The 24,753-nt window shown below is 68.2% G+C and carries 20 protein-coding genes; 7 read left to right on the forward strand and 13 right to left on the reverse strand.

Translation table 11 applies throughout. The features are described from left to right. Positions 1-2 precede the first annotated feature (2 nt). From LRA98_RS02090 to rpsB, 7 genes are all read right to left on the reverse strand, one after another. A complete protein-coding gene (locus tag LRA98_RS02090; RefSeq protein WP_238633244.1) occupies positions 3-1,175 on the reverse strand; it encodes a 1-deoxy-D-xylulose-5-phosphate reductoisomerase in 1,173 nt (390 codons plus the stop codon). Next, positions 1,175-1,999, reverse strand: a complete 825-nt coding sequence (locus LRA98_RS02095) for a phosphatidate cytidylyltransferase (protein WP_238633189.1) — start codon at positions 1,997-1,999, stop codon at positions 1,175-1,177. The genes LRA98_RS02090 and LRA98_RS02095 overlap by 1 nt, the downstream gene beginning before the upstream one ends. After that, entirely contained in the window at positions 1,992-2,771 is a 780-nt protein-coding gene (gene uppS / locus LRA98_RS02100; protein ID WP_238633188.1) for a polyprenyl diphosphate synthase, read from the reverse strand. Before uppS ends, LRA98_RS02095 begins: the two co-directional genes overlap by 8 nt. A gap of 9 nt (positions 2,772-2,780) precedes the next feature. Next, on the reverse strand, positions 2,781-3,338 hold the full coding sequence (gene frr / locus LRA98_RS02105) for a ribosome recycling factor (protein WP_201242640.1): 558 nt from the start codon (positions 3,336-3,338) through the stop codon (positions 2,781-2,783). Next, complete coding sequence (gene pyrH, locus LRA98_RS02110; protein WP_201170595.1) at positions 3,335-4,081, reverse strand: UMP kinase; 747 nt, start codon at positions 4,079-4,081, stop codon at positions 3,335-3,337. The genes frr and pyrH overlap by 4 nt, the downstream gene beginning before the upstream one ends. 76 nt (positions 4,082-4,157) lie before the next feature. Continuing rightward, positions 4,158-5,033, reverse strand: a complete 876-nt coding sequence (gene tsf / locus LRA98_RS02115) for a translation elongation factor Ts (protein WP_201242641.1) — start codon at positions 5,031-5,033, stop codon at positions 4,158-4,160. Between the two features lie 15 nt (positions 5,034-5,048). Continuing rightward, positions 5,049-5,792 (reverse strand): 30S ribosomal protein S2, encoded by a 744-nt coding sequence (gene rpsB, locus LRA98_RS02120; protein ID WP_201170597.1) that lies wholly within the window; start codon positions 5,790-5,792, stop codon positions 5,049-5,051. A gap of 280 nt (positions 5,793-6,072) precedes the next feature. Here rpsB and map point away from each other — a divergent pair, with 280 nt between their 5' ends. From map to LRA98_RS02155, 7 genes are all read left to right on the forward strand, one after another. Then, entirely contained in the window at positions 6,073-6,840 is a 768-nt protein-coding gene (gene map, locus LRA98_RS02125; RefSeq protein ID WP_238633187.1) for a type I methionyl aminopeptidase, read from the forward strand. Positions 6,841-6,869: 29 nt separating this feature from the next. Further along, entirely contained in the window at positions 6,870-9,536 is a 2,667-nt protein-coding gene (gene glnD / locus LRA98_RS02130; protein ID WP_238633186.1) for a [protein-PII] uridylyltransferase, read from the forward strand. Further along, positions 9,533-10,732, forward strand: coding sequence for a succinyldiaminopimelate transaminase (gene dapC, locus LRA98_RS02135; protein ID WP_238633185.1), 1,200 nt, complete (start codon positions 9,533-9,535; stop codon positions 10,730-10,732). Before glnD ends, dapC begins: the two co-directional genes overlap by 4 nt. Positions 10,733-10,742: 10 nt before the next feature. Next, entirely contained in the window at positions 10,743-11,564 is an 822-nt protein-coding gene (dapD, locus tag LRA98_RS02140; protein ID WP_238633184.1) for a 2,3,4,5-tetrahydropyridine-2,6-dicarboxylate N-succinyltransferase, read from the forward strand. After that, entirely contained in the window at positions 11,561-12,700 is a 1,140-nt protein-coding gene (gene dapE, locus LRA98_RS02145; protein WP_238633183.1) for a succinyl-diaminopimelate desuccinylase, read from the forward strand. Before dapD ends, dapE begins: the two co-directional genes overlap by 4 nt. Before the next feature lie 95 nt (positions 12,701-12,795). Beyond that, the gene (locus LRA98_RS02150) at positions 12,796-14,520 is read left to right on the forward strand and encodes an activator of (R)-2-hydroxyglutaryl-CoA dehydratase (RefSeq protein ID WP_238633182.1); all 1,725 of its coding nucleotides are present in this window, start codon (positions 12,796-12,798) and stop codon (positions 14,518-14,520) included. Further along, positions 14,504-17,917, forward strand: coding sequence for a BadF/BadG/BcrA/BcrD ATPase family protein (locus tag LRA98_RS02155; protein ID WP_238633181.1), 3,414 nt, complete (start codon positions 14,504-14,506; stop codon positions 17,915-17,917). The genes LRA98_RS02150 and LRA98_RS02155 overlap by 17 nt, the downstream gene beginning before the upstream one ends. A gap of 38 nt (positions 17,918-17,955) precedes the next feature. Here LRA98_RS02155 and dapB read toward each other — a convergent pair whose 3' ends face one another. The 6 genes from dapB to LRA98_RS02185 all read right to left on the reverse strand — a co-directional run bounded on the left by dapB (position 17,956) and on the right by LRA98_RS02185 (position 24,679). Beyond that, positions 17,956-18,759 (reverse strand): 4-hydroxy-tetrahydrodipicolinate reductase, encoded by an 804-nt coding sequence (gene dapB / locus LRA98_RS02160; protein WP_238633180.1) that lies wholly within the window; start codon positions 18,757-18,759, stop codon positions 17,956-17,958. Then, positions 18,756-19,916 (reverse strand): molecular chaperone DnaJ, encoded by a 1,161-nt coding sequence (gene dnaJ, locus LRA98_RS02165; RefSeq protein WP_201170613.1) that lies wholly within the window; start codon positions 19,914-19,916, stop codon positions 18,756-18,758. Before dnaJ ends, dapB begins: the two co-directional genes overlap by 4 nt. A 128-nt stretch (positions 19,917-20,044) precedes the next feature. Continuing rightward, positions 20,045-21,988, reverse strand: a complete 1,944-nt coding sequence (gene dnaK / locus LRA98_RS02170; RefSeq protein ID WP_238633020.1) for a molecular chaperone DnaK — start codon at positions 21,986-21,988, stop codon at positions 20,045-20,047. Positions 21,989-22,105: 117 nt separating this feature from the next. Beyond that, positions 22,106-22,822 (reverse strand): nucleotide exchange factor GrpE, encoded by a 717-nt coding sequence (gene grpE, locus LRA98_RS02175; protein ID WP_238633019.1) that lies wholly within the window; start codon positions 22,820-22,822, stop codon positions 22,106-22,108. Positions 22,823-22,934: 112 nt separating this feature from the next. Further along, on the reverse strand, positions 22,935-23,990 hold the full coding sequence (hrcA, locus tag LRA98_RS02180) for a heat-inducible transcriptional repressor HrcA (protein ID WP_201170617.1): 1,056 nt from the start codon (positions 23,988-23,990) through the stop codon (positions 22,935-22,937). Between the two features lie 113 nt (positions 23,991-24,103). Continuing rightward, positions 24,104-24,679, reverse strand: a complete 576-nt coding sequence (locus LRA98_RS02185) for a hypothetical protein (RefSeq protein WP_238633018.1) — start codon at positions 24,677-24,679, stop codon at positions 24,104-24,106. Between the last annotated feature and the right edge of the window lie 74 nt (positions 24,680-24,753).

A 24,753-nucleotide genomic window follows, 5' to 3' on the forward strand; every position in this document is an offset into this window, starting at 1 on the left:
AATCAGTCCGCGATGCGCCGCACGGCCTCTTCGGCCTGGCGGCGGGCCCGCGCGTCGATCCCACGGGCCGAATCCAGATCCTGGGGGGGCGGTGGGGTTTCCGCCGCCAGGGCCTCCTCGATCACTGGCGCGATGCGGTCGAAACGGAGACGCCCGTCGAGGAAGGCATCCACCGCAATCTCGTTGGCCGCATTGAGCACGGCACAGGCACCGCCGCCGGTACGCAGCGCCTGATAGGCCAGACGCAGGCACGGGAAACGGCGCTCGTCCACAGCCTCGAAGTCGAGACGACCCGCCGCAGCCAGGTCGACCAGATCGACGCCGGAGGCGATCCGCTCGGGATAGCCCATGGCGTAAGAGATCGGCACCCGCATGTCCGGCGACCCGACCTGCGCCAGGTAGGAACCGTCACGGTAGCCCACCAGCGCATGCACCAGGCTCTGTCGATGAATGACCACATCGACGCACCGAGGTTCCAGGTCGAAGAGGTGGCAGGCCTCGATGACCTCCAGGCCCTTGTTCATCATCGTGGCCGAATCCACGGAGATCTTGCGACCCATGGACCAGTTCGGGTGCGCCACAGCCTCCTTCGGCGTGACCGCAGCCAGGGTGTCGGGATCGCGATCGCGGAACGGGCCGCCGGAGGCGGTGAGCACGATGCGCTCGACCCCCGCCGTGGCATCTGCACCGGCCGGCAGTCCCTGGAAGACCGCGTTGTGCTCGCTATCCACGGGCACGATCCGGGCTCCGAACCGCTTCGCCGTCGCCATGAACAGCTCCCCGGCGACGACCAGTGTCTCCTTGTTGGCCAGCAGGATCCGCTTGCCGGCGCGGCAGGCCGCCAGCGAAGAGGCCAGACCCGCGGCGCCGACCACCGCCGTCACCACGGCGTCCACGTCGCTATCCGCCGCCAGGGCCGCCACACCCTCCTCGCCGACATCGACCTCGATGTGCTGCAGCCCCTCGTCCCGGAGGCGATGGCGCAGTTCGTCCGCCGCCGCCGCATCGGCAAGGGCCGCGCGTGCTGGACGGTGCTCGCGGCAGATCCGCAGCAACCCCTCCCAGTCCCGGCCGGCGGCCACCGCGTGGACGCCGAACCGTTCCGGATGCCGGGCCGCGACATCCAGGGTGCTCGTGCCGATGGAGCCGGTGGCCCCGAGTACTGCCAGCTGCATCAGATTCCGCTCTGCCACCACGCTAACCCCGCTGCTAGAACCGGCGCCGCCGCAGTCAGGCTGTCGATGCGATCGAGGATCCCGCCGTGCCCCGGCAGGATGCCGCCGCTGTCTTTCACGCCGCGCTGACGCTTGAGCATGCTCTCGAAAAGATCCCCCACCACCGAGGCAACAACGACCGCCACCGTCAGCAGGGCCAGCGCTCCCAGCCCCGGGGCCTGCGGCTGCAGGGCGAGCACCAGCAGCCCGCCTCCGAGCAGCGCAGCGGCACCCCCACCGAGCGCCCCTTCCCAGCTCTTGCCGGGGCTGATCCGCGGTGCCAGCCGGTGGCGGCCCCACGCCCGACCGGTGAAGTAGGCGCCGGTGTCCGCCGCCCAGACCAGCACCAGCAGGAATGTATGCCAGAACGGCCCCCAGGGCGTGCTGCCGTGGAGGTAGACCAACGCCAGCCAGCACGGCCACAGCACTAACCAACCCACCAGGGCAGCCCGCAGGGGCGAAGGCGCCGGGAGGTCACGCCGGCTGTAGAGCAGGAGCCACACCAGGGCCCCGACCCACAGACCGGCCACCGCATAGAGAATACCGCCAGCCGCGACACCGGCTTCCAGAAGCAACCACCCCGGCAGCAGGGTGGCGGCGAACCCGCCCACGATGGCCACCCTACGCGCCGTGTCCTGAACCCCGATCAACGTGGTCCACTCCCAGGCCGCAAGGGCCGCCGTGGCCCCCAGCAGCACGGCGAGCACCCCGGTGGGGAGCAGCCAGATGGCGGCGAGTAATAGGGGGCCCAACGCCAGTGCCGTCAGCACCCGTGCCTTAAGCATGGCGCACCGACTTCAGCGGACGGGAGGATACGGCGCCAAAGCGGCGATCCCGCCCGGCATAGTCCTCGATGGCGCGGGCTAGCTCCTCGGTGCCGAACTCCGGCCAAAGCGTCTCGGCGAAGTGGAGCTCGGTATAGGCTATCTGCCAGAGCAGGAAGTTGGAGATGCGTCGCTCGCCCCCGGTGCGGATGAACAGATCGGGATCGGCCACATCCGGAAGGGACAGCGCGCCGCGGAAGGCCTCCTCGTCGATGGCCTGCGGATCGACCTCTCCGCGGGCCGCCGACGCCGCCAGGTGGCGGGCCGCCTCGGCGATCTCCCAGCGTCCGCCGTAGCTGGTGGCCACGATCAGATTCAGCCCGGTATTCCCGGCGGTCAGCGTCTCGGCATCGACGAGCCGCCGCTGCAGGGCCTTATTGAATTGCGCCCGATCGCCTATGAAGCTCAGGCGCACCCCGTTCTCGTGGAGCCGCTGCAGCTCCTCATCGAGCGTGGTCCGGAACAGCTCCATCAGCACGCGGACCTCGCCGCGCGGACGACGCCAGTTCTCGCTGCTGAAGGCGAAGAGCGTCAGTGCCTCGAGTTCCAGGCGCCCGCACGCCTCGACCACCTCACGCACCGAGCGCACGCCAGCGCGGTGGCCGGCGTAGCGCGGCTGCCCACGCCGCTGCGCCCACCGCCCATTGCCATCCATGACGATGGCGATGTGGCGCGGTAACTCGACACCGGCTAATCGCTCGGCGATCTGCGCTGGCCCATTCGTCTCCGCCATACGACCTGCTCAGACCTCCATGAGCTCGCGTTCCTTCTCCTCGAGCAGGTCGTCGACTTGCGCCACGTACCGATCGGTGAGCTTCTGAATGGCCTCTTGGGCGCTGCGCTCCTCGTCCTCGGTGATGTCCTTGCCCTTGGCCAGGTCCTTGAGGTCCGAGTTGGCATCCCGGCGGACGTTGCGGATGGCGACGCGGGCCTGCTCGGCCTCGTTCTTGACCAGGCGGACCATCTCCTTGCGGCGGTCCTCGGTCAGTGAGGGCAGCGGCACCCGGATGACCTGCCCGGCCGTAACCGGACTCAGCCCCAGGTTCGAGGCCATGATCGCCTTCTCGATGGCGGGCACCATGTGCTTTTCGAAGGGCGTAACGGCGAGCGTGCGCGAATCCTCCACGCTGATGTTGGCCGCCTGCTTGATGGGCACCTCCATGCCGTAATACTCGACATTCACCTGATCAAGCAGACTTGTATGGGCGCGCCCGGTGCGCAGCCGAGCCAGGTCGTGCTTGAGGCTCTCGACAGCTTTGGCCATCCGGCGGTCGGCGTCTTCCTGGATATCTTCGATCACGATGATTCCTCCTGGGCGCTGGGCAGGCCCGGGTCGACCACGGTGCCCACCGGCTCGCCACGGGCCGCGGCGACCATGGTACCCGGGCTGGTGATGTCAAAGACCATGATGCGCATCGCTTGATCGCGGCACAGGACGATGGCGGTCGCGTCCATGACCTCCAGGCGCTTGCTCAGCACTTCATCGTAGGTGAGCTGCTGATAGCGTTTCGCCTCGGGGTCGCGGACCGGGTCGGAGCTGTAAACCCCGTCGACCTTGGTTCCCTTGAGCAGCAATTCGGCTCCGACCTCCACGGCGCGCAGACTGGCGGCGGAGTCGGTGGTGAAGAAGGGGTTGCCGGTACCGGCCGCGAAGATCACCACCCGGCCTTTCTCCAGGTGACGCACCGCCCGGCGGCGGATGTAATCCTCGCAGACCTGATTGATCTTGATGGCCGACATGACGCGGCAGAACACGTTCCGCCGCTCCAGAGCGTCCTGGATGGCCAGGGCGTTCATCACGGTGGCCAGCATGCCCATGTGATCGGCGGTGACGCGGTCCATGCCCGATGCGGCCAAACCGGCCCCGCGGAAGATGTTGCCACCCCCGATGACCACCGCCACCTGGACCCCCATGGCGTTGATCTCGGCGAGCTCGTCGGCGATGCGATCGAGCGTGTTGGCGGCGATCCCGTATTGTCCGTCACCCAGCAGCGCCTCGCCGCTGAGCTTGAGCAGTATCCGGCGATAGTGCGGCACCGTCATGACTCCGGCCTTTCGGTGAGCGGGCGCGGTGCCCGGGAACCCCGGGCACCGCCGTTGCTGATAGCGCCGCCCGGGCTCAGGAGTCGCGGACCTGGGCCATCACCTCGTCAGCGAAGCTCTCGTCCTTTTTCTCCTTGCCCTCGCCGACCTCGTAGCGCGCGAAGCGGGTCACTTCCGCGCCCTTGGCCTTGAGCAGGTCCCCGACGGTCTGATCCGGGTCCTTGACGAAGGGCTGACCGAGCAGCGTGATCTCGCTCAGATGCTTATTGAGCCGGCCCTCGACCATCTTTTCGACGATCTCTTCCGGCTTGCCACTCTCGCGGGCCTGCGCCAGCAGTACCTCTTTCTCGGAGGCCAGCTGATCCGACGGCACATCGTCGGGGCTGACGCAAACCGGCGAGGAGGCCGCGATGTGCATGGCCAGGTCGCGGCCGAGCTGCTCGTCGCCCCCGGTGTACTCGACCATCACGCCGATCCGCGCGCCGTGCAGGTACTGAGCCACCTGATGGTCCCCAGCGTAGCGGATTAAACGGCGGACCTCGATGTTCTCGCCGAGCTGCGCGACCATCTCCTGGCGCAGGGTCTCCACCGACTTGCCGTCGACCTCGCTGGCCAGCAGGGCGTCCAGGTCCTCGGCGCCGGAGTCCAGAGCCCGTTGCGCCACGGACTCGGCGAAGGCGCGGAACTCGTCGCCGTTGCCGACGAAGTCGGTCTCGGAGTTGACCTCGACGAGCACGCCGGCCTTGCCGTCATCGGAGCGGGCCGCCACGATGCGGCCTTCGGCCGCGACCCGATCGGCCTTCTTGTCGGCCTTGGCCAGGCCCTTCTTGCGCATCAGCTCTGCGGCGGCCTCCAGGTCGCCGTCGGCCTCCACCAGGGCCTTCTTGCACTCCATCATGCCGGAGCCGGTGCGCTCACGAAGCTGCTTGACCAGATTTGCGGATACGGACATCTCTGTTTGCCCCCCTCAGGATGCGGTGTCGTTGATCTCGACGAAGTCGTCCTTGCCCGAGGCCGCGGCATGACTGGTTGCCTGCTTGGCCTCGAGGACGGCATCGGCGATACCGCTGACGTAGAGCTCGATGGCACGGATGGCGTCGTCGTTGCCGGGGATGACGTAGTCGACCTCGCGGGGCGAGCAGTTGGTGTCCACCACGCCGATGACCGGGATGCCGAGCTTCTTCGCCTCGGAGATGGCGATGTGCTCATAGCCCACGTCGACGACGAACATGGCGTCGGGAAGGCGCTCCATGTTCTTGATGCCCGAAAGACTGCGATCAAGCTTCTCGCGCTCGCGACTCAGCGCCAGCGCCTCGCGCTTGGTCACCTTGTCGAAGGTGCCGTCCTCCGCCTGGGTCTCCAGGTCCTTGAGGCGGGCGATGGAGTGCTTGACGGTGCGGAAATTGGTCATCATGCCGCCGAGCCAGCGGTGATCGACGTAGGGCATCCCGCAGCGGGCCGCATGCTCGCGGACCAGCTCCCGCGCCGGCCGCTTGGTCCCGACGAAGAGGATCTTGCCACCGTTGCTGGCCAGGCGCCCGGCGAAGTTCAGGGCGTCCTTGTAGAGGGGCAGCGTCTTCTCGAGGTTGATGATATGGATCTTGTTGCGCTCACCGAAGATGAAGGGGCGCATTTTCGGATCCCAGAAGCGGGTCTGGTGCCCGAAGTGCACTCCCGCTTCCAGCATCTGACGCATGGAAACGTCGGCCATGTCGGATCTCCTTGGATCGGGTTGAGCCTCCATACGCCCGCAGACGACGACCCGGTCGCGCACGGCCACCGGGCACCCGGTCGAATGTGACGGCGTATGTGTGGATTCAGTGGTTTTCCCAGTTTGCTGAGCGCACCTTTACGCCGCAGCAGCGCGGTTTATACCACTATCGACAGTCGGTTACAAGAACGAACTGCACGGCCTGCCGATGCTGGGCAACACCCTCCACGGCCGGGCGGCGACACACCGCAGGCGAACTCCACATGTTATGATGAGGCGCATGTCTGTACCCATCAAAACCGCTGAAGAGATCGAGGGCATGCGCCGCGCCGGCCGGATGGCCGCGAGCGTGCTGGACATGGTCGCCCCCCGGGTCGAGCCCGGGGTGACAACCGAGCACCTCGACGAGCTCTGTCATCGCTACATCACGGAGGAGCTCGGGGCGACGCCGGCGCCGCTGAACTACCGCGGCTTCCCCAAGGCCACCTGCACCTCGGTCAATCACGTCGTCTGCCACGGCATCCCCGGGCCGAAAAAGCTCAAGAAGGGCGATATCCTCAACATCGACGTGACGGTTATCGACCCCGAGGGCTGGCACGGCGACACCAGCCGCATGTTCTACGTCGGCGAGCCGAGCATCCTGGCCCGACGCCTCGTGGAAACCACCCGCGACTGCCTCTGGCGCGGCATCGAGCAGGTCCGGCCCGGCGCCACTCTGGGGGATATCGGCCACGCCGTGCAGTGCCACGCGGAGGAGCACAACTTCTCGGTCGTGCGAGAGTACTGCGGCCACGGCATCGGGCGGAGCTTCCACGAGGAGCCGCAGGTGCTTCACTACGGCCAGCCCGGCACCGGCATGCGCCTCGAGCCCGGTATGACCTTCACCATCGAACCGATGATCAACGCCGGAAAACCGGCCACCAAGCTGCTGCGGGACCAGTGGACGGTGGTGACCAAGGACCGCAGCCTCTCGGCCCAGTGGGAGCACACCCTGCTTGTCACCGAGACCGGCTACGAGATCCTCACCCCGTCACCGGACGGCCGCTGAGTCGCCGCCCCATCGACAGGAGCCCCACCATGCCCGCCACGGCCCGCCCCGCCGTCCTGGAGTCCGGTGATCTAGCCCGGGCGCTGGAGGCGGGTGAGCCGCTGCTGCCCACCCTGCGCCAAGCCCTGCGGCAGGCTGATGCAGAGTTCGCCGAGCGATTCCGCGCCGGGACCGGCGCCGAGGAACTGGTTCCGGAACGGGCCGCCCTGGTGGATGAGGTGGTCCGACAATTGTGGCGAGGCAGCCTGGGCGGCGACGATCCAGGTGGCTGCGCGCTCCTGGCGGTGGGCGGCTACGGCCGCGGCGAGCTGCACCCGGGGTCCGACATCGATGTGTTGGTCCTGGTCGCCCCCGGGCGCAGAGAGGCGCTCACCCCTTCGCTCGAATCCCTCATCACCGGGTTATGGGATCTAGGTCTGGACATCGGTCACAGCGTTCGCAGCGTCGAGGAGTGCATCGAGGCCGCCGGCGACGACATCACCATCGCGACTAATCTCATGGAGTCGCGCCTGCTTTGCGGCGACCCGCAGCTTTGTCAGTCGCTGCGCCAGGCCATGTCGGCCGAGCGCATCTGGCCAAGCCCGGCCTTCTTCGAGGCCAAGCTGGCCGAGCAGCAGGCCCGCCACGCCAAATTCCACGACACCGCCTACAACCTGGAACCAAACATCAAATCCAGCCCCGGCGGTCTGCGCGACATCCAGATGGTGGGCTGGGTCGCCAAGCGCCACTTCGGGGCCGAGCACGTGCACGAGCTGGTCGCGGAGGGGTTCCTGACCGAAGCCGAGTACCAGGCCCTCCACGCCGGCCAACGCTTCCTCTGGGACGTGCGCTTCGGTCTGCACCTGATCGCCGGTCGACGCGAGGACCGTCTGCTCTTCGACCACCAGGTCGGTCTGGCCGAGCTGTTCGGCTACGTCGATGACGACCGCACCCTGGCCGTCGAGCAGTTCATGCAGCGCTACTTCCGCACCGCCATGGACATCTCGCGGCTGAACGAGATGCTCCTGCAGCACTTCCAGGAGGCGATCCTCTACGCCGGTTCGGGTACCGAGCCGACCCCGATCAACAAGCGCTTCCAGATCCGCCGCGACTTCCTTGAGGTCACCGACCCCTCGGTATTCCGGCGCTATCCATTCGCCCTGCTGGAGGTCTTCCTGGTGCTGCAGCAGCACCCGGAACTCAAGGGCGTGCGTGCCTCGACCATCCGGCTCATCCGCCAGCACCGGACGCTCATCGACGAGAGTTTCCGGCGCGATCTGCGTTGCCGCAGCCTGTTCATGGAGATCCTCCGCCAGCCCCAGGGCATCACCCATGCCCTGCGCCGGATGCACCGTTACGGCGTGCTCGGGCGCTACATCCCGGCGTTCGGGCGAATCGCCGGGCGCATGCAGTACGACCTGTTCCACGTCTACACCGTCGACTCGCACACCCTCTTCGTGGTGCGCAACCTGCGCCGCATGGCCCTGGCCGAGCACCGTGCCGAGCTGCCCCTGGCCCACGACATCATGCAGCAGCTGCCAAAACCCGAGCTGCTCTTCCTGGCGGGGTTGTTCCACGACATCGCCAAAGGCCGCGGCGGCGATCACTCCGAACTGGGCGCCACCGATGCCTACGACTTCTGCATCCAGCACGGGCTCGGGGCCTACGACGCCCGCCTGGTCGCCTGGCTGGTGCGCCACCACCTGGACATGTCGGTCACCGCGCAGCGCAAGGATCTCTCCGACCCGGCGGTGATCACCGAGTTCGCCCGCGCCATGGGCGACCAGCCCCACCTGGACTACCTCTACCTGCTGACCGTCGCCGACATCCGCGCCACCAACCCGGAACTCTGGAACGCCTGGCGGGCCGCGCTGCTCAACGAGCTCTACGGGCTGACCCGGGCCGCCATCCGCCGTGGACTGGGTAAGCCGCTGGACAAGCGCGAGCTGATCCGCGACACCCAGCGCGATGCCCGGCGAATCCTCCGCCAGCGCGGTTACGGACCGGGGCGCATCCGCAAAGTCTGGGGGGAGCTGCCGGAGGACTACTTCCTGCGCCACAGCGCCGAGGAGATCGCCTGGCACACCGAGGCCATTGCCGAGGCGCTGCCGGCCCAGCTCCCGCTGGTGCTGGCCGCCGCGCAGGACGCTGGAGGCGGCACGCGGATCTTCCTCTACGCACCCGACAGCACCGATCTCTTCGCCCGCTGTGTATGGGCCCTGGACCGGCTCGGTCTGAGCATCCAGGATGCCCGCGTGATCACCACCGACGCCGGCTATACCCTGGACAGCTACCGGGTGCTGGAACAGCACGGCGAGCCACCGCGGGAGGAACAACGTATCGAGGAGGTGCGCCGCGTGCTGGCCGCCGCCGCCGCTGAGCAGGGCCCGCCCCCGGCCCCGGTGGCGCGGCACATCCCGCGACAGCTCCAGCACTTTCGCACCGAGACGCAGATCCGCTTTACGGACGACCCGGACAACACCCGCACCGTCGTGGAGCTGATCACCGCCGACCGGCCCGGACTGCTGGCACGGGTAGGCAGGGCGTTCTCGCAGTGCGGCGTGCGGGTCAAGAACGCCAAGATCGCCACTATGGGAGAGAGGGCCGAGGACGTGTTCTTCATCACCGATGACCAGGGCAAGCCTTTGCGCCGGCCGGCACAGTACCGCTGTGTGCGTCAGGCCCTGCAAGGACTCCTCGACGCGGAGGATCTATGAATCGCGGTCTCTCCGAGCTGCAGCCCTACCCCTTCGAGCGCATGGAGCGGCTTCTGGCCGGGCACCGCGCACCGGCTGCAGCGCCCATCCGGCTGGGGATCGGCGAACCCCAGGATCCGCCCCCCGAGCTGCTCACCCGGGTGCTCCGCGATAACCTGGATCAGGTAGCTCGCTACCCGGCCACCCGGGGCCTCGAGTCGCTGCGCGAGGCGATCGCCGCCTGGCTGCAGCGACGCTTCGAGCTGCCCGGGACGGCCATCGACCCCGATTACCACATCCTGCCGGTGGCCGGCACCCGCGAGGCGCTGTTCGCCATCGCCCAGACCGTCATCGGCCGCGGGCGGCCCTACGTGGCCATGCCCAATCCCTTCTACCAGATCTACGAGGGCGCTGCGCTGCTCAGCGGTGCCCGTCCGCTCTACCTACCCATCGACCCCGCCAGCGGCCTGCCGGATCTGGATGCCATCGAGCCACGGACCTGGCAGCGGGTGCAGCTGCTCTACCTCAACAGCCCGGCCAACCCCACCGGCGCCGTGGCCGGCACCGACTACCACCGCCGTGTGCTGGAACTCAGTGACCGGTACGGCTTCATCGTGGCCGCCGATGAGTGCTACAGCGAGATCTACGCCGACGAGGACGATCCCCCGCCCGGACTGCTGCAGGTCTGCCAGGCCGAGGGGCGCACCGACTTCCACCGTTGCCTGGTCTTCCACAGCCTGTCCAAGCGCTCCAACGCCCCCGGCCTGCGCTCCGGGTTCGTTGCCGGCGACCCGGGCCTGATCCACGCCTTCCTGCGCTACCGCACCTATCAGGGCTGCGCCCTGCCCCTGCACGTGCAGGCCGCGAGCACCACAGCCTGGGGCGACGAGAGCCACGTCATCGACAACCGGGCGCGCTATCGCGAGCGCTACCGGGAGGTGTGTACCATTCTCGCCGACGCCCTCGAGGACGTTTCCCCGCCGCCGGCGACCTTCTATCTATGGCCGCGCACACCGGTGGACGACCAGGAGTTCACCCGGCGGCTTTGGGAGGAAGAGCACGTCACGGTGCTACCGGGCAGCTTCCTCTCCCGCACCGGCCCTGACGGGGTTGCTCCGGGGGCGGGACGCATCCGCATGTCGCTGGTTCCCGACCTGGCCACCTGCATCGAGGCGGCGGAGCGGATCCGGCGGTTTGTCCAGAGAAATTTCCAATAGGGAGCCCAGCATGGCTGCAGACATCCAGAAGGTGATCGAAGAGGCGTTCGAACAACGCACCCGCCTCAACCCGAATGACACCCCCGCCGAGATCCGCGAGGCGGTCGATGAGGCCCTGCGCCGTCTGGATAGCGGCCAGGCACGGGTGGCCGAACCGGGCAACGGGGGCTGGCAGGTCAACGAGTGGCTGAAGAAAGCCGTCCTGCTCTCCTTCCGGCTCAACGACAACCGCCTGATGCGCGGCGGCGTGACCAACTTCTTCGACAAGGTGCCGATGAAGTTCGCCGACTGGGGCGAGGACGCCCTGCGCGAGTCCGGCGTGCGCGTGGTGCCGCCGGCAGCAGCGCGGCGCGGCAGCTACATCGCCCCCGGGGTGGTGCTGATGCCTTCCTACGTGAACATCGGCGCCTATGTGGACGAGGGAACCATGGTCGACACCTGGGCCACGGTGGGCTCCTGCGCCCAGATCGGCAAGAACGTCCATCTCTCCGGCGGCGTGGGCATCGGCGGCGTGCTCGAGCCCCTGCAGGCCAACCCGACCATCATCGAGGATGAGTGCTTCATCGGCGCCCGCTCCGAGATCGTCGAGGGCGTGACTGTCGGCCGCGGCGCGGTGATCTCCATGGGCGTCTACATCGGCCAGAGCACCAAGATCTACGACCGCAACACCGGTGAGGTCCACTTCGGGCACGTTCCAGAGGGTGCCGTGGTCGTCCCGGGTAACCTCCCCGCCGCCGATGGCAGCCACAGTCTTTACTGTGCCGTGATCATCAAATACGCGGACGAGAAGACCCGCGCCAAGGTCGGCATCAACGAGCTGCTGCGCCCATGAGCGCAACCCTCGAGCTGGCCCGGGAGCTGATCCAGCGACCGTCGGTGACCCCCGAGGATGCCGGCTGCCAGACCCTCATCGCCGAACGCCTGGCCGCGGCCGGCTTCGGCGCCGAGTGGTTGAGCACCGGCGGGGTGACCAACCTGTGGGCGCAGCGCGGCACCGGGCGGCCGCTGTTCTGCTTCCTCGGCCATACCGATGTCGTCCCCAGTGGCCCGGAGTCAGCGTGGCAGCACCCACCTTTCCAGCCCATCGTCGAAGATGGCTATCTCTACGGCCGCGGTGCGGCGGACATGAAGGGCAGCGTCGCCGCCTTCACCGCTGCCGTGGAGCGCTTCGTCGCCTACCATCCCAAGCACGCCGGCGCCATCGCGGTCCTGCTGACCAGCGACGAGGAGGGTCCTGCGGTGGATGGCACGCGCCACGTGGTGGAGACCCTGGCCGAGCGGGGCAGCGCCATCGACTACTGCCTCGTCGGCGAGCCCAGCAGCCAGGCGCAGTTGGGGGACGAATTCAAGGTCGGCCGCCGGGGGTCGCTGACCGGCCACCTCACCGTCCACGGCGAGCAGGGTCACGTCGCCTACCCGCACCAGGCGGACAACCCCATCCACGGTTTCGCACCGGCGCTGCAGGAGCTCGTGGCCACCGAGTGGGATCAGGGTGACGACGACTTCCCGCCGACCAGCTTCCAGATCTCCAACATCCAGGCGGGCACCGGGGCGGACAACGTCATCCCCGGCGCCATGGAGGTCGTCTTCAACCTGCGCTACGCCCCGACGGTCTCCGCCGAGGATCTGCAGCAACGGATCGAGGCGATCCTCCACCACTACGGCGTCCACTACACGATATCCTGGCGGCACTCGGGCGGCCCCTTCGCCACCCGAGGCGGGGCGCTCATCGAGGCCGTCGAGCAGGCGGTCACTGCGCACACCGGGCGCTGTCCACGGCGATCGACCTCCGGGGGCACCTCCGATGGCCGCTTCATGGGCCCGACCGGCGCGCAGGTGGTGGAACTCGGCCCGCTGAACGCCACCATTCACAAGGCGAATGAGCACGTCGCGGTCGCCGACCTCGAAGCGCTGGAGGCGATCTACTTCGACATCCTGCAGCGCCTGCTGGACTGCGCGGCAGGCTGAGCCCCGGGCGGCGAGGGGCCCGGGGGCGATTTGATGCCTTCGGGCAACAGGATTAGATTGGAAGGCTGACCGGATCAGCGGTACGCGAGTGGCCCATGGAACCGAGCCCGCCGACGCACCCGCAGGACGGCGCGAGGCGTCACTACCGGCGCCCCGCCGAGCGGCCGTTCACCCGCGAGGAACGGGACCGGGTCACCCTGCTCTTCGGCAGTCTCAGCGTCGCTCATGATCGGCTGCTCACCGCCGCCGTGCGGGGTCTGGGTTACCATGCCGAGGCGATCCCCACGCCGGAGCGCGGCGATCTGCAGACCGGCCGGGAGCTTTGCAACAACGGCCAGTGCAATCCGGTCTACTTCGTCGCCGGCGCCCTGATCAACCACCTCGAACGGCGCCGAGCCGAGCGCAACCTCGCGCGGGACGAAGTTACGGACCGGTACGTCTTCGTCACGCCGGGCTCGTGCGGGCCCTGCCGTTTCGGGATGTACGAGGCGCAGTACCGGCAGGCCCTGGCCAAGGCCGGCTATCCGGGGTTCCGGGTGATCGCCTTCGACAAGAAGGGCGGCGGCGATGGCCACCCGGACGAGGGCTACGGAGACGGACTCTCCGTGGACCTTGGTCTCTACATCGCCGTGCTCGACGCCCTGTTCATGGCCGACGTGCTCAATGCCGTCTTCTACCGGGCGCGCCCCTACGCTACCGATAGCTCCGCGGCCGAACGGACCTTCAAGGCCTGCCTGAGCGAGTGCGAGCGGGCGCTCGGCCAGGGACGGCCGCATCCCCGGGTGACGGCCACGGCCCGGCTGCTGGCCGCCGTGACCCCCCTGTCCAGTGCCGAGGATGCCGCCCGCCTGCTCACCCGCCTGCGGGATTCGACCTGCACCGCCGCCCTGTCCCGCTGTCGCAGGATCATCGAAGCGGGTTTCGAGGTGGACTACCTGCGCCCGCGTCCCCTGGTGAAGGTCACCGGCGAGTTCTGGGCGCAGACCACCGAGGGGGACGGCAACTTCCGCATGTTCGAGTTTCTCGAGGGGGAAGGCGCCGAGATCCAGGTGGAACCGGTCGCCGGATGGGTCGACTACATGCGCCACGGGCTCCACGGCCAGCTCGATGAGGCCCGGGCGGCCGAGGCGGCGGCTCACGTCCGGACGGGCCGCGCCCTACTGCGGGCCACCACCACACGGTTGCGCCACTGGCTGATCGAGCAGATCGGCCGGCTCCTCCATCGCGAGTACGACCGCATGCGCGCCGCCCTCGGTAACTGTGCAGCCCCGCTGGCCGACCAGCGCACCCTGGAGCGTCTCGGCCGCCCCTACTACCACCCGCGCATCACCGGTGGCGAGGGACACCTTGAGGTGGCCAAGACGCTCTACTACCACCGCAACCGTCTGGCGCACATGACCCTCTCGCTCAAGCCCTTCGGCTGCATGCCCTCGACCCAGTCCGACGGGGCCCAGGCAGCCGTGCAGGCCGACTATCCGGATATCCGCTTCCTGCCCATCGAGACCTCCGGCGAGGGCGAGATCAACGCCTACTCGCGGGCACAGATGGCGCTGGGCGAGGCGCGCGAGTCCGCCCGCAACGAGTTCCAAGACGCCCTGACCGCCCGCGGCACCGACCTGGACACGCTGCGCGCCTACATCGCCGAACGCCCGCAGCTGCGCAGCCCGCTCTACCCGATCCCCCAAACCGGCGGGGCGATCTGCCGGGCGGCACGGTTCGTCCATCACCTGGCCGATCGCATGGCCAGCCACCCGGACTCGCCCCGCCACGCCGCCACCGAGCACCAGCCCGGGGAGCCCCGTCATGCCCAGCCCCGCTGATCACGCCCCGATCCTGGTCGGCCTGGACGTCGGTTCCACCACGGTCAAGGCCGTCGTCATCGACGGTGCCGACGATACACTGCTCTGGCACGACTATCGCCGCCACGAAACGCGCCAGCTGGAGACCGTGCGTGACTTCCTCGCCCGGATCGAGGCAGCCATCCCAGCGGCGCGTCGCGAAAACCTGCGGCTGTTCACCACCGGCTCGGGGGGCGGCAGCGTCGCCCGGGCCCTGGGGGCGCGGTTCGTGCAGGAGGTCCACGCCGTGTCGCTGGCCGTCGAGTCGCGTTTCCCCGACGTCGGCAGCGTGGTCGAGCTCGGTGGCCAGGACGCCAAGATCATCGTCTTCAAGTCGCTGGAAGACGGCAGCAAGCGCAAGATCCCGGCCATGAACGACAAGTGCGCCGGGGGCACCGGCGCCGTGATCGACAAGATCGCCGCCAAGCTGACCATCGCGCCGGAGCGGCTCGGCGACATGGGCTATGTCGGCCACACCGTCCACCCGGTGGCCGGGAAGTGCGGGGTCTTCGCCGAGACCGATATCAACTCCCTACAGAAGCAGGGGGTCGCCGCCGAGGAACTGATGGCCTCACTGTTTGAGGCCATCGTGCAGCAGAACCTCTCCGTCCTGACCCGGGGCCACACCCTCCACCCCCGGGTGCTGCTGCTCGGCGGGCCGAACACCTACATCCGCGGCCTTCAGGAGTGCTGGCGAAGCCACATCCAGGCCCTCTGGGAGGAGCGAGGCGTCGACTGGAACGCGCCGCTGGAGGCAGCCGTCCACGTCCCCGAGCAGGCCCAGTACTTCGCCGCGCTCGGCGCGGTCGCGTTCGGGCGCAGCGAGCTGGCCGATGACCCGGACGCCGGGCGCTACCCGGGGCCGGGCGTGCTGGACGATTGGCTGACGGAGCAGCGCACCGGCGGGCGGCGCCCGGGCGGCGCACCGCCCCTGGTCCAGGATTCCGCCGAGCTGGAAACGTTTCTGCGCGAGTTCCAGCCGCAACCCTGGCAGCCGGCCCGCTTCTCCCCCGGCGAAAGGGTGACCGGCTATGTGGGGATCGACGCCGGGTCCACCTCCACCAAGGGCGTCCTGCTGGATCCGGACGGCGAGGTCCTCGCCAAGGCCTATCGACTCTCCGGAGGCAACCCCATCGAGGACGCCGTTGCCCTGCTCGCCGAACTGGAGACCGCCGTCCTGCGCCAAGGGGCGGAACTGGAAGTCCTCGGTGTGGGCACCACCGGATACGCCAAGGATATCCTGCGCGACGTGCTGCATGCGGATACCGCGGTCGTCGAGACGGTGGCCCACGCCCACGCCTGCGAAAAAGAGCACCCCGGGACCGACTGCATCGTCGATGTCGGCGGCCAGGACATCAAGCTGATGTTCCTGCGCGACGGCCGGGTCCGCGACTTCCGTCTCAACACCCAATGCTCGGCGGGCAACGGCTACTTCCTGCAGGCAACCGCGCGCGCCTTTGGCATCGAGCTCGAGGACTACGCCGAGACCGCGCTCAGCGCGGAGGCGATGCCCGTGTTCAACCACGGCTGTGCGGTCTTCCTGCAGTCGGACATCGTCGACTTCCAGCGCAAGGGCTGGCAGCGCCACGAGATCCTCGCCGGTCTGGCGGCGGTCCTGCCGAAGAACATCTGGCTCTATGTGGCGCAGCAGCCCAACCCGGCGGATCTGGGACGGCGTTTCGTCTTACAAGGGGGAACGCAGCACAACCTCGCCGCCGTGAAGGCACAGGTGGACTACCTGCGCGAGCGCTTCCGGCAGGTGGGGGCGGAGTGTGACATCCGCGTGCACCGCCACTGCGGTGAATCCGGGGCGATCGGCGCGGGGCTCGAGGCCCGCCGACTGCACCGCAGCGAGCACCGCCGCTCGACGTTCATCGGCTTCGAACGCGCGCGCCGCCTCCAACACCACACCATCCGCGACGAGCGCACACGGTGTCGTTTCTGCCGCAACCTCTGCCTGCGGACCTTCATCGACGTGGCCACCGGCGACGTCACCGAGCCGGCAACCGGGGCCGATACGCCACCCCGGACCTCGGTCCCCCTGGCCCCCGGTTTCCGGCGCGTAATCATCGCCTCCTGCGAGCAGGGCGAGGTCGAGGACAAAGACACCATGCAGCGCATCAAGGCGGCGCTCGATCGCGACGCCGAGCGCAATCCGAATCACCTGGACCGCGCCGCCCGCGAGGTCTTCCGCACCCCGCAGGTCGAAGGGGTCGCCGACCCGCTGCCACAGACCCGCCTGCCCGGCCCGCTGGGCCGCCCTGCGGCCCGCCGCCGGGCGGCGATGGCCTATCGCCGTCAGGTGCGCATCGGTATCCCCCGGGTCCTGAACCTCTACAGCTGCGCGCCCTTCTTCCTCGGCTATTTCACAGCGCTCGGCGTCCCCGAACGGGCGCTGGTCTTCTCCGACTACACCGATCCGGAACTCTACCGTCGCGGCGCCAACCGCGGCAGCATCGACCCGTGCTTCCCGAGCAAGCTCGGCATCCCGCACGTCCATAACCTGCTTACCCGCAAACACCGCCGGCGCCCGCTCACCCACATCTTCTTCCCGATGATCAAGAGTCTGCCCGGCGCTCTGGACGGCGCACTCGCCGCCCAGGCGTGCCCGACGGTGCCGGGCACCGCCGAAGCCACCCACGCCGCCTTCCGCCGCGAGGGGGACGTGTTCGCCGAGCACGGGATCCGCTTCCGCAAGACCCTGGTCAACCTGGACGACGCGGCGCTGTGTGCCGAACAGATGCGCGCCGACTGGGGAGAGGAACTCGGCATCAGCGCCAGGGAGTCAAGGGGCGCCGCGGAACAGGGCCTGGCAGCCCTGCACGCCTTCCACGAGCGGATGGAGGCCGAACAGCGGCAGACGCTGCAGCGGCTGGAGCAGGAAGGACGGGTGGGTATCGGGGTCCTCGGCCGGCCCTACCACAACGATCCGGGCATCAACCACGGCATCCTCGATGATCTGCAGCGCAAGGGCTACCCGATCCTGTGGCAGGACGCCCTGCCCCGCGATCCGGCCACGCTCGAGCAGCTCTTCGGCGCCGAGGTGCGCGCCGGCGCCATGCGCTCGGCGCTGGCCATCGACGACGTCTGGAAGCACGACTTCTCAGAGCACAGCTCCCGCAAGCTCTGGGCGGCGAAGTTCATCGCCCGCCACCCCAACTTGGTGGCCGTGGAGCTGTCGAACTTCAAGTGCGGCCACGACGCCCCGATCTACTCGGTGATCGAGGCGATCATCGAGCAATCCGGAACACCCTACTTCTGCTTCAAGGACCTAGACGAGAACCGCCCCGGCGGATCGATCCAGATCCGCACCGAGACCATCGACTACTTCCTGCGCCGATACCAGGCCGAGCTACCCGCCAAGCGCTCGGCTGCCTGAGCACGGAGCGGCCGAGCGGCCGCCCCGTGCTCAGGCCTTCACACGCCGATCAGATCGCGCATGTCGTAGAGCCCCGGCGGTTGTTCCACCAGCCACGTGGCGGCCCGCAGGGCGCCGACGGCAAAGGTGGTGCGGCTCGAGGCCTTGTGGGTGAGCTCGACCCGTTCACCGTCCCCGCCAAAAAGCACGGTATGCTCACCGACGATGTCGCCGGCACGGATCGTCTCGAAGCCGATGGCCCGCCGGTCGCGCTCCCCGGTGTAGCCCTCGCGGCCGTAGACGGCGCATTGCCCCAAGTCACGTCCCAAGGCATCGGCCGCCGCCTCGCCGAGCCGAAGCGCAGTACCCGAAGGGGCATCCACCTTGTGGCGGTGGTGGGCCTCGATGATCTCGATGTCGCTGTGCTCACCGATGGCGCGGGCGGCCTGCTCGACCAGCGCGGTCAGCAGCGTCACTCCGGTCGAATAGTTGGCCGCGTGCATGACCGCCACTTGCTCCGAGAGCTGCCGCACCGCCTCGCGCTGGGCCTCGCCGAGGCCCGTGGTCCCCAGTACCAGCGGGCGGCCGGCCTGCGCACAGGCAGCAGTCACCGCCTCCGTCGCCTCGGGGAGGCTGAAATCGATCACAGCCTCGGAGGCAGACACGGCGGCCGCAATGTCGTCCCCGACGGTCACGCCCACCGCCCCTTGCCCGGCGAGTTCACCGGCATCCCGACCGACGGCCTCGCCGCCGGGCCGGTCGGTGGCGGCGGCCAGATGCACCCCCGGCTGCCGGTGCACCACATCGATCAGCATACGGCCCATGCGGCCGCCGGCCCCGATGATGCCGATGCCCAGGCTCATATCCGCCACTCCTCGATAAAGCGCTTGACCTTGTCGAGCCACGACGAGGTGTGCGGATGGTGCTTGCCTCCGGTGTCCTGCAGGGTCGCCTGAAACTCCTCGAGCAGCTCACGCTGGCGCTTGGTCAGGTTGACCGGCGTCTCGACGTGGATCCGGCAGAGCAGGTCGCCCTGGCGGTTGCCGCGCACCGGCTTGACCCCCTTGCCGCGCAGGCGGAACACCTGGTTGGGCTGGGTCCCCGGCGGGATGCGCAGGTTCACGCGGCCGTCGAGGGTGGGCACCTCAACCTCGCCGCCGAGGGCCGCGGTGACGATGTCCACCGGTACCTGGCAGTGCAGGTCGGCCCCGTCACGCTCGAAGAACTCATGCTCGCGCACGGCGACCTGGACGTACAGGTCACCCGGCGGACCACCGCGCTCGCCCGGTTCGCCCTCGCCGGAGAGGCGGATGCGGTCGCCGGTATCGACGCCGGCGGGGATGCGCACGCTGAGGGTCTTGCGGTCCTCGACCCGACCCCGGCCCCGGCACTTGGGACACGGGTCGGTCACCACAACGCCCTCGCCGCCGCAGCGCGGACAGGTCTGCTGGATGGAAAAGAATCCCTGCTGCACGCGCACGTCGCCGTGGCCCTTACAGGTCGGGCACGTCTGCGGCTTGGAGCCGGCCCGGGAGCCCGAGCCCTTGCACGAGTCGCATTCGACGTGGGTGGGCACCTGGATCTGCTCCTCGGTACCGCGCACCGCGTCCTCGAGGCTCAGCTCGAGTGTGTAGCGCAGGTCGGCACCGCGGAAGGCCCGGCTGCGGCCGCCGCCGCGGCCACCCCCGGAGCCGAAGATATCCCCGAAAACGTCGGAGAAGATATCCGAGAAATCGGGACCGCCCGGTCCGGCGCCACCACCGTAGCCGCGCGGCCCGCCACCGCCGGCGGACGGATCCACCCCGGCGTGGCCGAACTGGTCGTAGGCGGCGCGCTTCTGCGCGTCCGAGAGGACCTCGTAGGCCTCCTTGACCTCCTTGAAGCGCTCGGCCGACTCCTCGTCCCCCGGATTGCGGTCCGGATGGTACTTCTGGGCCATGCGCCGGTAGGCCTTCTTGATCTCGGCGTCAGAGGCGTTCTTGTTGACCCCCAACACCTCGTAGTAGTCACGCTTCGCCATAGGCTGCTCCGCGTTTCAGCACCCGGTAACGACAAAGGCGCAGGAGGGTGTCCCACCCTGCGCCTCCGCTCTGGCGGGGGGGGGGCCCGGGGGGCCCCCCCCCCCCCCCCCCCCCCCCCGGCTGCGGCTCACTTGCGGGAGTTGCCGTCCTCGTCCTTGACCTCTTCAAAGTCGGCGTCGACCACGTCCTCCTTTTGCTCGCCCGACGCGGCCTCGCCGGAGCCCGCACCCGCGGAGGCCTCTTCGCCGCCACCGGACTGCTGGTACGCCTTCTGCGCCAGCTCGCCGGCCTTGGTCGCCAGCTCCTGGGTCTTCTGCTCGATGGCCTCCTTGTCCTCGCCGTCCTTGACCTGCTCGAGCTCACTGATGGCGCTCTCGATCTCCTGCTTCTCGGCATCGCCGACCTGCTCGCCGAGATCCGAAAGCGTCTTGCGGGTCGAGTGGATCATGTTCTCGGCCTGGTTGCGCGCCTCGACCAGCTCGCGCTGCTTGCGGTCCTCTTCGGCGTGCTCCTCGGCCTCCTTGACCATACGCTCGATCTCGTCCTCGGTCAGCCCGGAGGAGGCCTTGATCTCGATGCCGGTCTCCTTGCCGGTGGCCTTGTCCTTGGCCGAGACGTTGAGGATGCCGTTGGCGTCGATGTCGAAGGCGACCTCGATCTGCGGCACACCGCGCGGCGACGGGGGGATGTCGGTCAGATCGAAACGACCGAGGGACTTGTTGTCCTTGGCCATCTCCCGCTCGCCCTGCAGGACGTGGACGGTCACGGCGGTCTGGTTGTCCTCGGCGGTCGAGAAGGTCTGCGTCCCCTTGGTGGGGATGGTGGTGTTCTTCTCGATGATCTTGGTCATCACGCCACCGAGGGTCTCGATGCCCAGCGACAGCGGCGTGACGTCGAGCAGCAGAACGTCCTTGACGTCACCGCCGAGCACACCGGCCTGGATCGCTGCACCCACGGCCACGGCCTCGTCCGGGTTGACGTCCTTGCGCGGATCCTTGCCGAAGTAATCCTTGACCTTCTCCTGGACCTTCGGCATCCGCGTCTGGCCACCGACCAGGATCACGTCCTGGATGTCGCTGGCCGCCAGGCCTGCGTCCTTGAGCGCGGTCTTGCACGGCTCGATGGTGCGCTCGACCAGGTCCTCGACCAGCGACTCGAGCTTGGCCCGGGTGAGCTTGATGGCCATGTGCTTCGGACCGCTCTGATCCGCGGTGATGTAGGGCAGATTGATCTCGGTCTGCTGGCTCGAGGAGAGCTCCACCTTGGCCTTCTCGGCCGCCTCGCGCAGGCGCTGCAGCGCCAGGTGATCCTGGCCGAGGTCAATGCCCTGGTCCTTCTTGAACTCTTGGATCAGGTAGTCGATGATCCGCTTGTCGAAATCCTCGCCCCCCAGGAAGGTATCGCCGGAGGTGGAGAGGACCTCGAACTGCTTCTCGCCGTCGACCTCGGCGATCTCGATGATCGACACGTCGAAGGTGCCGCCGCCCAGGTCGTAGACCGCGACCTTCTTGTCGCCGCCCTCCTTGTCCAGGCCGTAGGCCAGCGCCGCCGCCGTCGGCTCGTTGATGATGCGCTTGACCTCGAGTCCGGCGATCTTGCCGGCATCCTTGGTGGCCTGGCGCTGGGAGTCGTTGAAGTACGCCGGGACGGTGATCACTGCCTCGGCGACCTCCTCACCCAGGTAGTCCTCGGCGGTGCTCTTCATCTTCTGCAGGGTGCGCGCCGAGACCTCCGGCGGCGCCATCTTCTTACCCTGCGCCTCGACCCAGGCGTCGCCATTGTCCGCCTTGACGATCTTGTACGGCATCTCCTTGATGTCGCGCTGGACGACATCCTCGTCGAAGCGCCGGCCGATCAGGCGCTTGACCGCATGGATGGTGTTCTCCGGGTTGGTGACCGACTGCCGCTTGGCCGGGGCGCCGGTGAGCACCTCGCCATCCTCGGCGAAAGCCACCACCGACGGGGTGGTCCGATCGCCCTCCGCGTTCTCGATCACGCGGGTCTTATTGCCCTCCATGACCGCCACGCACGAGTTGGTCGTGCCCAGGTCGATGCCGATGATCTTACCCATAATTCGCTCCTGCTAACCGTTGAATCTGTCCGGGCCTGATTGCCTTCTGCCCCTTAAGTGCGGTGCCCCATCGGCTTTTTCAAGGGCCCGGTTTGAATCGCGCCGAATCGCGTGCCTTTAGGCGGTCTCGTCCACCGAGCCACCGCTGCCCGCACTGCCGTCGGCCTTCTTGGCCACCACCACCAGTGCCGGGCGCAGCAGGCGATCCTGCAGGCGGTAGCCCTTCTGCACCACGTGGAGCACGGTGTTCGGCTCCTGCTCTTCGCTGGGCTGCGTCGCCATAGCTTCGTGGTAGTCGGGGTTGAAACGCTCGCCCAGCGGGTTGATCTCCTCGATCTCGAAGCGCTCGAAGACCTTATTGAGCATCTTGAGGGTCAACTGCGAGCCCTCGAGGAGCTTCTCGCGATCGGCCTCGGCGTCTTCGGCCGCCTGAACGCCCATCTCCAGGCTGTCCTTGACCTGCAGGAGATCGCCGCAGACCTTCTCGAGCCCCTGCCGCCGGGCCTGGTCGACATCCTTTTCCGCGCGGCGCTGCGCGTTCTCCAGCTCGGCGCGCATGCGCAGCACCTGATCCCAGTTCTCTTGGGCCTTCCGCTCGGCGTCAGCAAGGGCGTTCTCGAGTTCCTCGATACGCTGCTCCAGGTCCTCGGCGCTGGTACCGGCCTCGTCCGCCGCGGCGCCCTCGCTCGCCGACTCGCCGCTCTGGAGCTCGCCCTCGAGCGCCTCCGAGGCCTGACGGGTGTGCTTCTGCTCCGACGCCTCGGCGGTTGCCTGCGCGTCGCCGCGCACCTCGGGCTGCTCCTCGGTCGTGCTCTGTCGCTGGTTATCAGTCATATGGCTGCTCCGCTGGATTGAGCCGGAAAACGGTTACTGGCAGCCCATCACCGGGCGCCCCAAGCGCGGCCACCGGGTGCACTGCCTCCTGCCTGGACACAGGTGTGGGGATCTAGCGCGGCGGATTCAAGGCCGAGCCGACCAATCGGGCGGTGATGTCGACGATCGGAATGATCCGGTCGTAGGCCATGCGGGTCGGCCCGATCACCCCGAGCACCCCGGCCGCCTCACCGGCGACCCCGTAACGGGCCGTCACCAGCGAGAGACCGTCGAAGACCTCGTAACCGGCCTCCTGGCCGATGTAGATCTGGACGCCATCGGCCCGCGCGCAGCGATCGAGCAGGTGGAGGATGTCACGCTTCTGCGTGAAGGCCTCGAACAGCTGGCGCAGCCGGTCCACATCGGAGAGTTCCTCGAACTCCATCAGATTGGTCTGACCCGCGACCACGTACCCCTCGTCGTCCTGCTCCTCCGCCAGGGCCTTCTCGCCGACCTCCACCGCCGAGCGCATGAGTTCGTCGAGCCGCTGCTGATCGGCCTGCATGGCGGCGAGCAGGCGCTGGCGCACGCGCGGCAGCTCTACGCCGGCGAACTCCGCATTGAGGTAGTTGGCGATGCGCTGAAGCTCAGCCTCGGAGAAGTCGCGCTCGGTGCGGATGACGCGGTTCTGCACATCCCGCTCATTGATCACCAGGATCGCTAGCACGCGACGGTCGGACAGCGGCAGGAACTCCACGTGGCGCAGCACCGCCCAGTCGCAGCGCGGGAGGGTCACCACACCGGCCAGCCGGGTCAACTGCGAGAGCAGGTCCGAGGCGGAGTCGGCCAGCTCCTCCGCCCCCTCCTCCCGGTCGCGAACCAGACGCCGGCGGAGCTGTTCGACGGTGTCGCCCTCGATGGGCTGGACCTGGAGCAGGCAGTCGACGTAGAAGCGCAGGCCCCGATCGGTCGGCACCCGACCGGCCGAGGTGTGCGGCGAGACCAGATAGCCCAATTCCTCGAGGTCGGCCATCACGTTGCGCACCGTGGCTGGGCTGACGGACAGCCCGGCTTCACGGGCCAGGCTGCGCGACCCGACCGGCCTGCCGCTGTCGATGTAGCGACGCACCAGCGTGCGGAGCAGGGTGCGCGCGCGGTCGCCCAGCTCCAGGTCGTGCGGCGGGCTCATGGCTCATGCACCACGGGTTGCGCGATTTCGCGGGGGTTGCACTTAGGGCGCTTGAGTGCGAGGTGAGGCTAGCAAGCCCCCTGTACAACCGTCAACGCGCCCGCCGCACCACCTCACTCGTCCAGGGCCTCTTCCAGATCCGCGCGGAGCTGCTCGAAATTCGCTTGATAAGCCTCAAGGGACGAATTACGCATGGCCGACTTCATGCCAAAGGCGCCACCCCAGAACATCCTTGCGCCATAGGTATCACCCCGGTTCTCGTAGGTCTGATCCAGAAGCTGTTCCTTGTCCGCATCGAGCAGCTCGGCCCGCATTCGAACCGTCGCGCGGTGATTGGAAAAGCTGTAATACGGGACCTCCAGAAACAGCTGATATCTGTCTTCCGCGCCGCTCGGCTCGGTGACAAGCTGCGAGTCCGAGAACACCTGCGGCACCTCAACCTCGGCAACCTGCACGAGCATTTCCCCTGGAAACGCAACCCACGAATGGGCGAACCCGGCCATTCCGGAGCGCACCGGCACCTCGGCGGACCGCTGCTCCTCCGTGATGACAACCTCCGTTGGCTCTTCCCGCGGCTCCTGATCCACCGTGTAATCAATGTCGTCGAAGGCGACATGGTGGGTGCAGCCGCTGAGCAGCAGGAGCAGTCCGGGCAGACCCCAATGGAACAACCTGTGTCGACCAGCCATCCTCGTCCTCCAATTCAAGAAAATGTCCCAATACGGGGCCGCGGAAGGTTAATACAAACTCCGCCGTGACGGAC

Source organism: Halorhodospira sp. M38 (genome assembly GCF_022227985.1).
In the GTDB taxonomy this organism is placed as follows: Bacteria; Pseudomonadota; Gammaproteobacteria; order Nitrococcales; family Halorhodospiraceae; genus Halorhodospira; species Halorhodospira halophila_A.

What these genes read in the sequence shown, in the direction of transcription:
- LRA98_RS02090 (WP_238633244.1), bottom strand. Translation starts at nt 1,175, where the DNA reads ATGCAGCTGGCAGTACTCGGGGCCACCGGCTCCATCGGCACGAGCACC.
- LRA98_RS02095 (WP_238633189.1), bottom strand. Translation starts at nt 1,999, where the DNA reads ATGCTTAAGGCACGGGTGCTGACGGCACTGGCGTTGGGCCCCCTATTA.
- uppS (WP_238633188.1), bottom strand. Translation starts at nt 2,771, where the DNA reads ATGGCGGAGACGAATGGGCCAGCGCAGATCGCCGAGCGATTAGCCGGT.
- pyrH (WP_201170595.1), bottom strand. Translation starts at nt 4,081, where the DNA reads ATGACGGTGCCGCACTATCGCCGGATACTGCTCAAGCTCAGCGGCGAG.
- tsf (WP_201242641.1), bottom strand. Translation starts at nt 5,033, where the DNA reads ATGTCCGTATCCGCAAATCTGGTCAAGCAGCTTCGTGAGCGCACCGGC.
- rpsB (WP_201170597.1), bottom strand. Translation starts at nt 5,792, where the DNA reads ATGGCCGACGTTTCCATGCGTCAGATGCTGGAAGCGGGAGTGCACTTC.
- map (WP_238633187.1), top strand. Translation starts at nt 6,073, where the DNA reads ATGTCTGTACCCATCAAAACCGCTGAAGAGATCGAGGGCATGCGCCGC.
- glnD (WP_238633186.1), top strand. Translation starts at nt 6,870, where the DNA reads ATGCCCGCCACGGCCCGCCCCGCCGTCCTGGAGTCCGGTGATCTAGCC.
- dapC (WP_238633185.1), top strand. Translation starts at nt 9,533, where the DNA reads ATGAATCGCGGTCTCTCCGAGCTGCAGCCCTACCCCTTCGAGCGCATG.
- dapD (WP_238633184.1), top strand. Translation starts at nt 10,743, where the DNA reads ATGGCTGCAGACATCCAGAAGGTGATCGAAGAGGCGTTCGAACAACGC.
- dapE (WP_238633183.1), top strand. Translation starts at nt 11,561, where the DNA reads ATGAGCGCAACCCTCGAGCTGGCCCGGGAGCTGATCCAGCGACCGTCG.
- LRA98_RS02150 (WP_238633182.1), top strand. Translation starts at nt 12,796, where the DNA reads ATGGAACCGAGCCCGCCGACGCACCCGCAGGACGGCGCGAGGCGTCAC.
- LRA98_RS02155 (WP_238633181.1), top strand. Translation starts at nt 14,504, where the DNA reads ATGCCCAGCCCCGCTGATCACGCCCCGATCCTGGTCGGCCTGGACGTC.
- dapB (WP_238633180.1), bottom strand. Translation starts at nt 18,759, where the DNA reads ATGAGCCTGGGCATCGGCATCATCGGGGCCGGCGGCCGCATGGGCCGT.
- dnaJ (WP_201170613.1), bottom strand. Translation starts at nt 19,916, where the DNA reads ATGGCGAAGCGTGACTACTACGAGGTGTTGGGGGTCAACAAGAACGCC.
- dnaK (WP_238633020.1), bottom strand. Translation starts at nt 21,988, where the DNA reads ATGGGTAAGATCATCGGCATCGACCTGGGCACGACCAACTCGTGCGTG.
- grpE (WP_238633019.1), bottom strand. Translation starts at nt 22,822, where the DNA reads ATGACTGATAACCAGCGACAGAGCACGACCGAGGAGCAGCCCGAGGTG.
- hrcA (WP_201170617.1), bottom strand. Translation starts at nt 23,990, where the DNA reads ATGAGCCCGCCGCACGACCTGGAGCTGGGCGACCGCGCGCGCACCCTG.
- LRA98_RS02185 (WP_238633018.1), bottom strand. Translation starts at nt 24,679, where the DNA reads ATGGCTGGTCGACACAGGTTGTTCCATTGGGGTCTGCCCGGACTGCTC.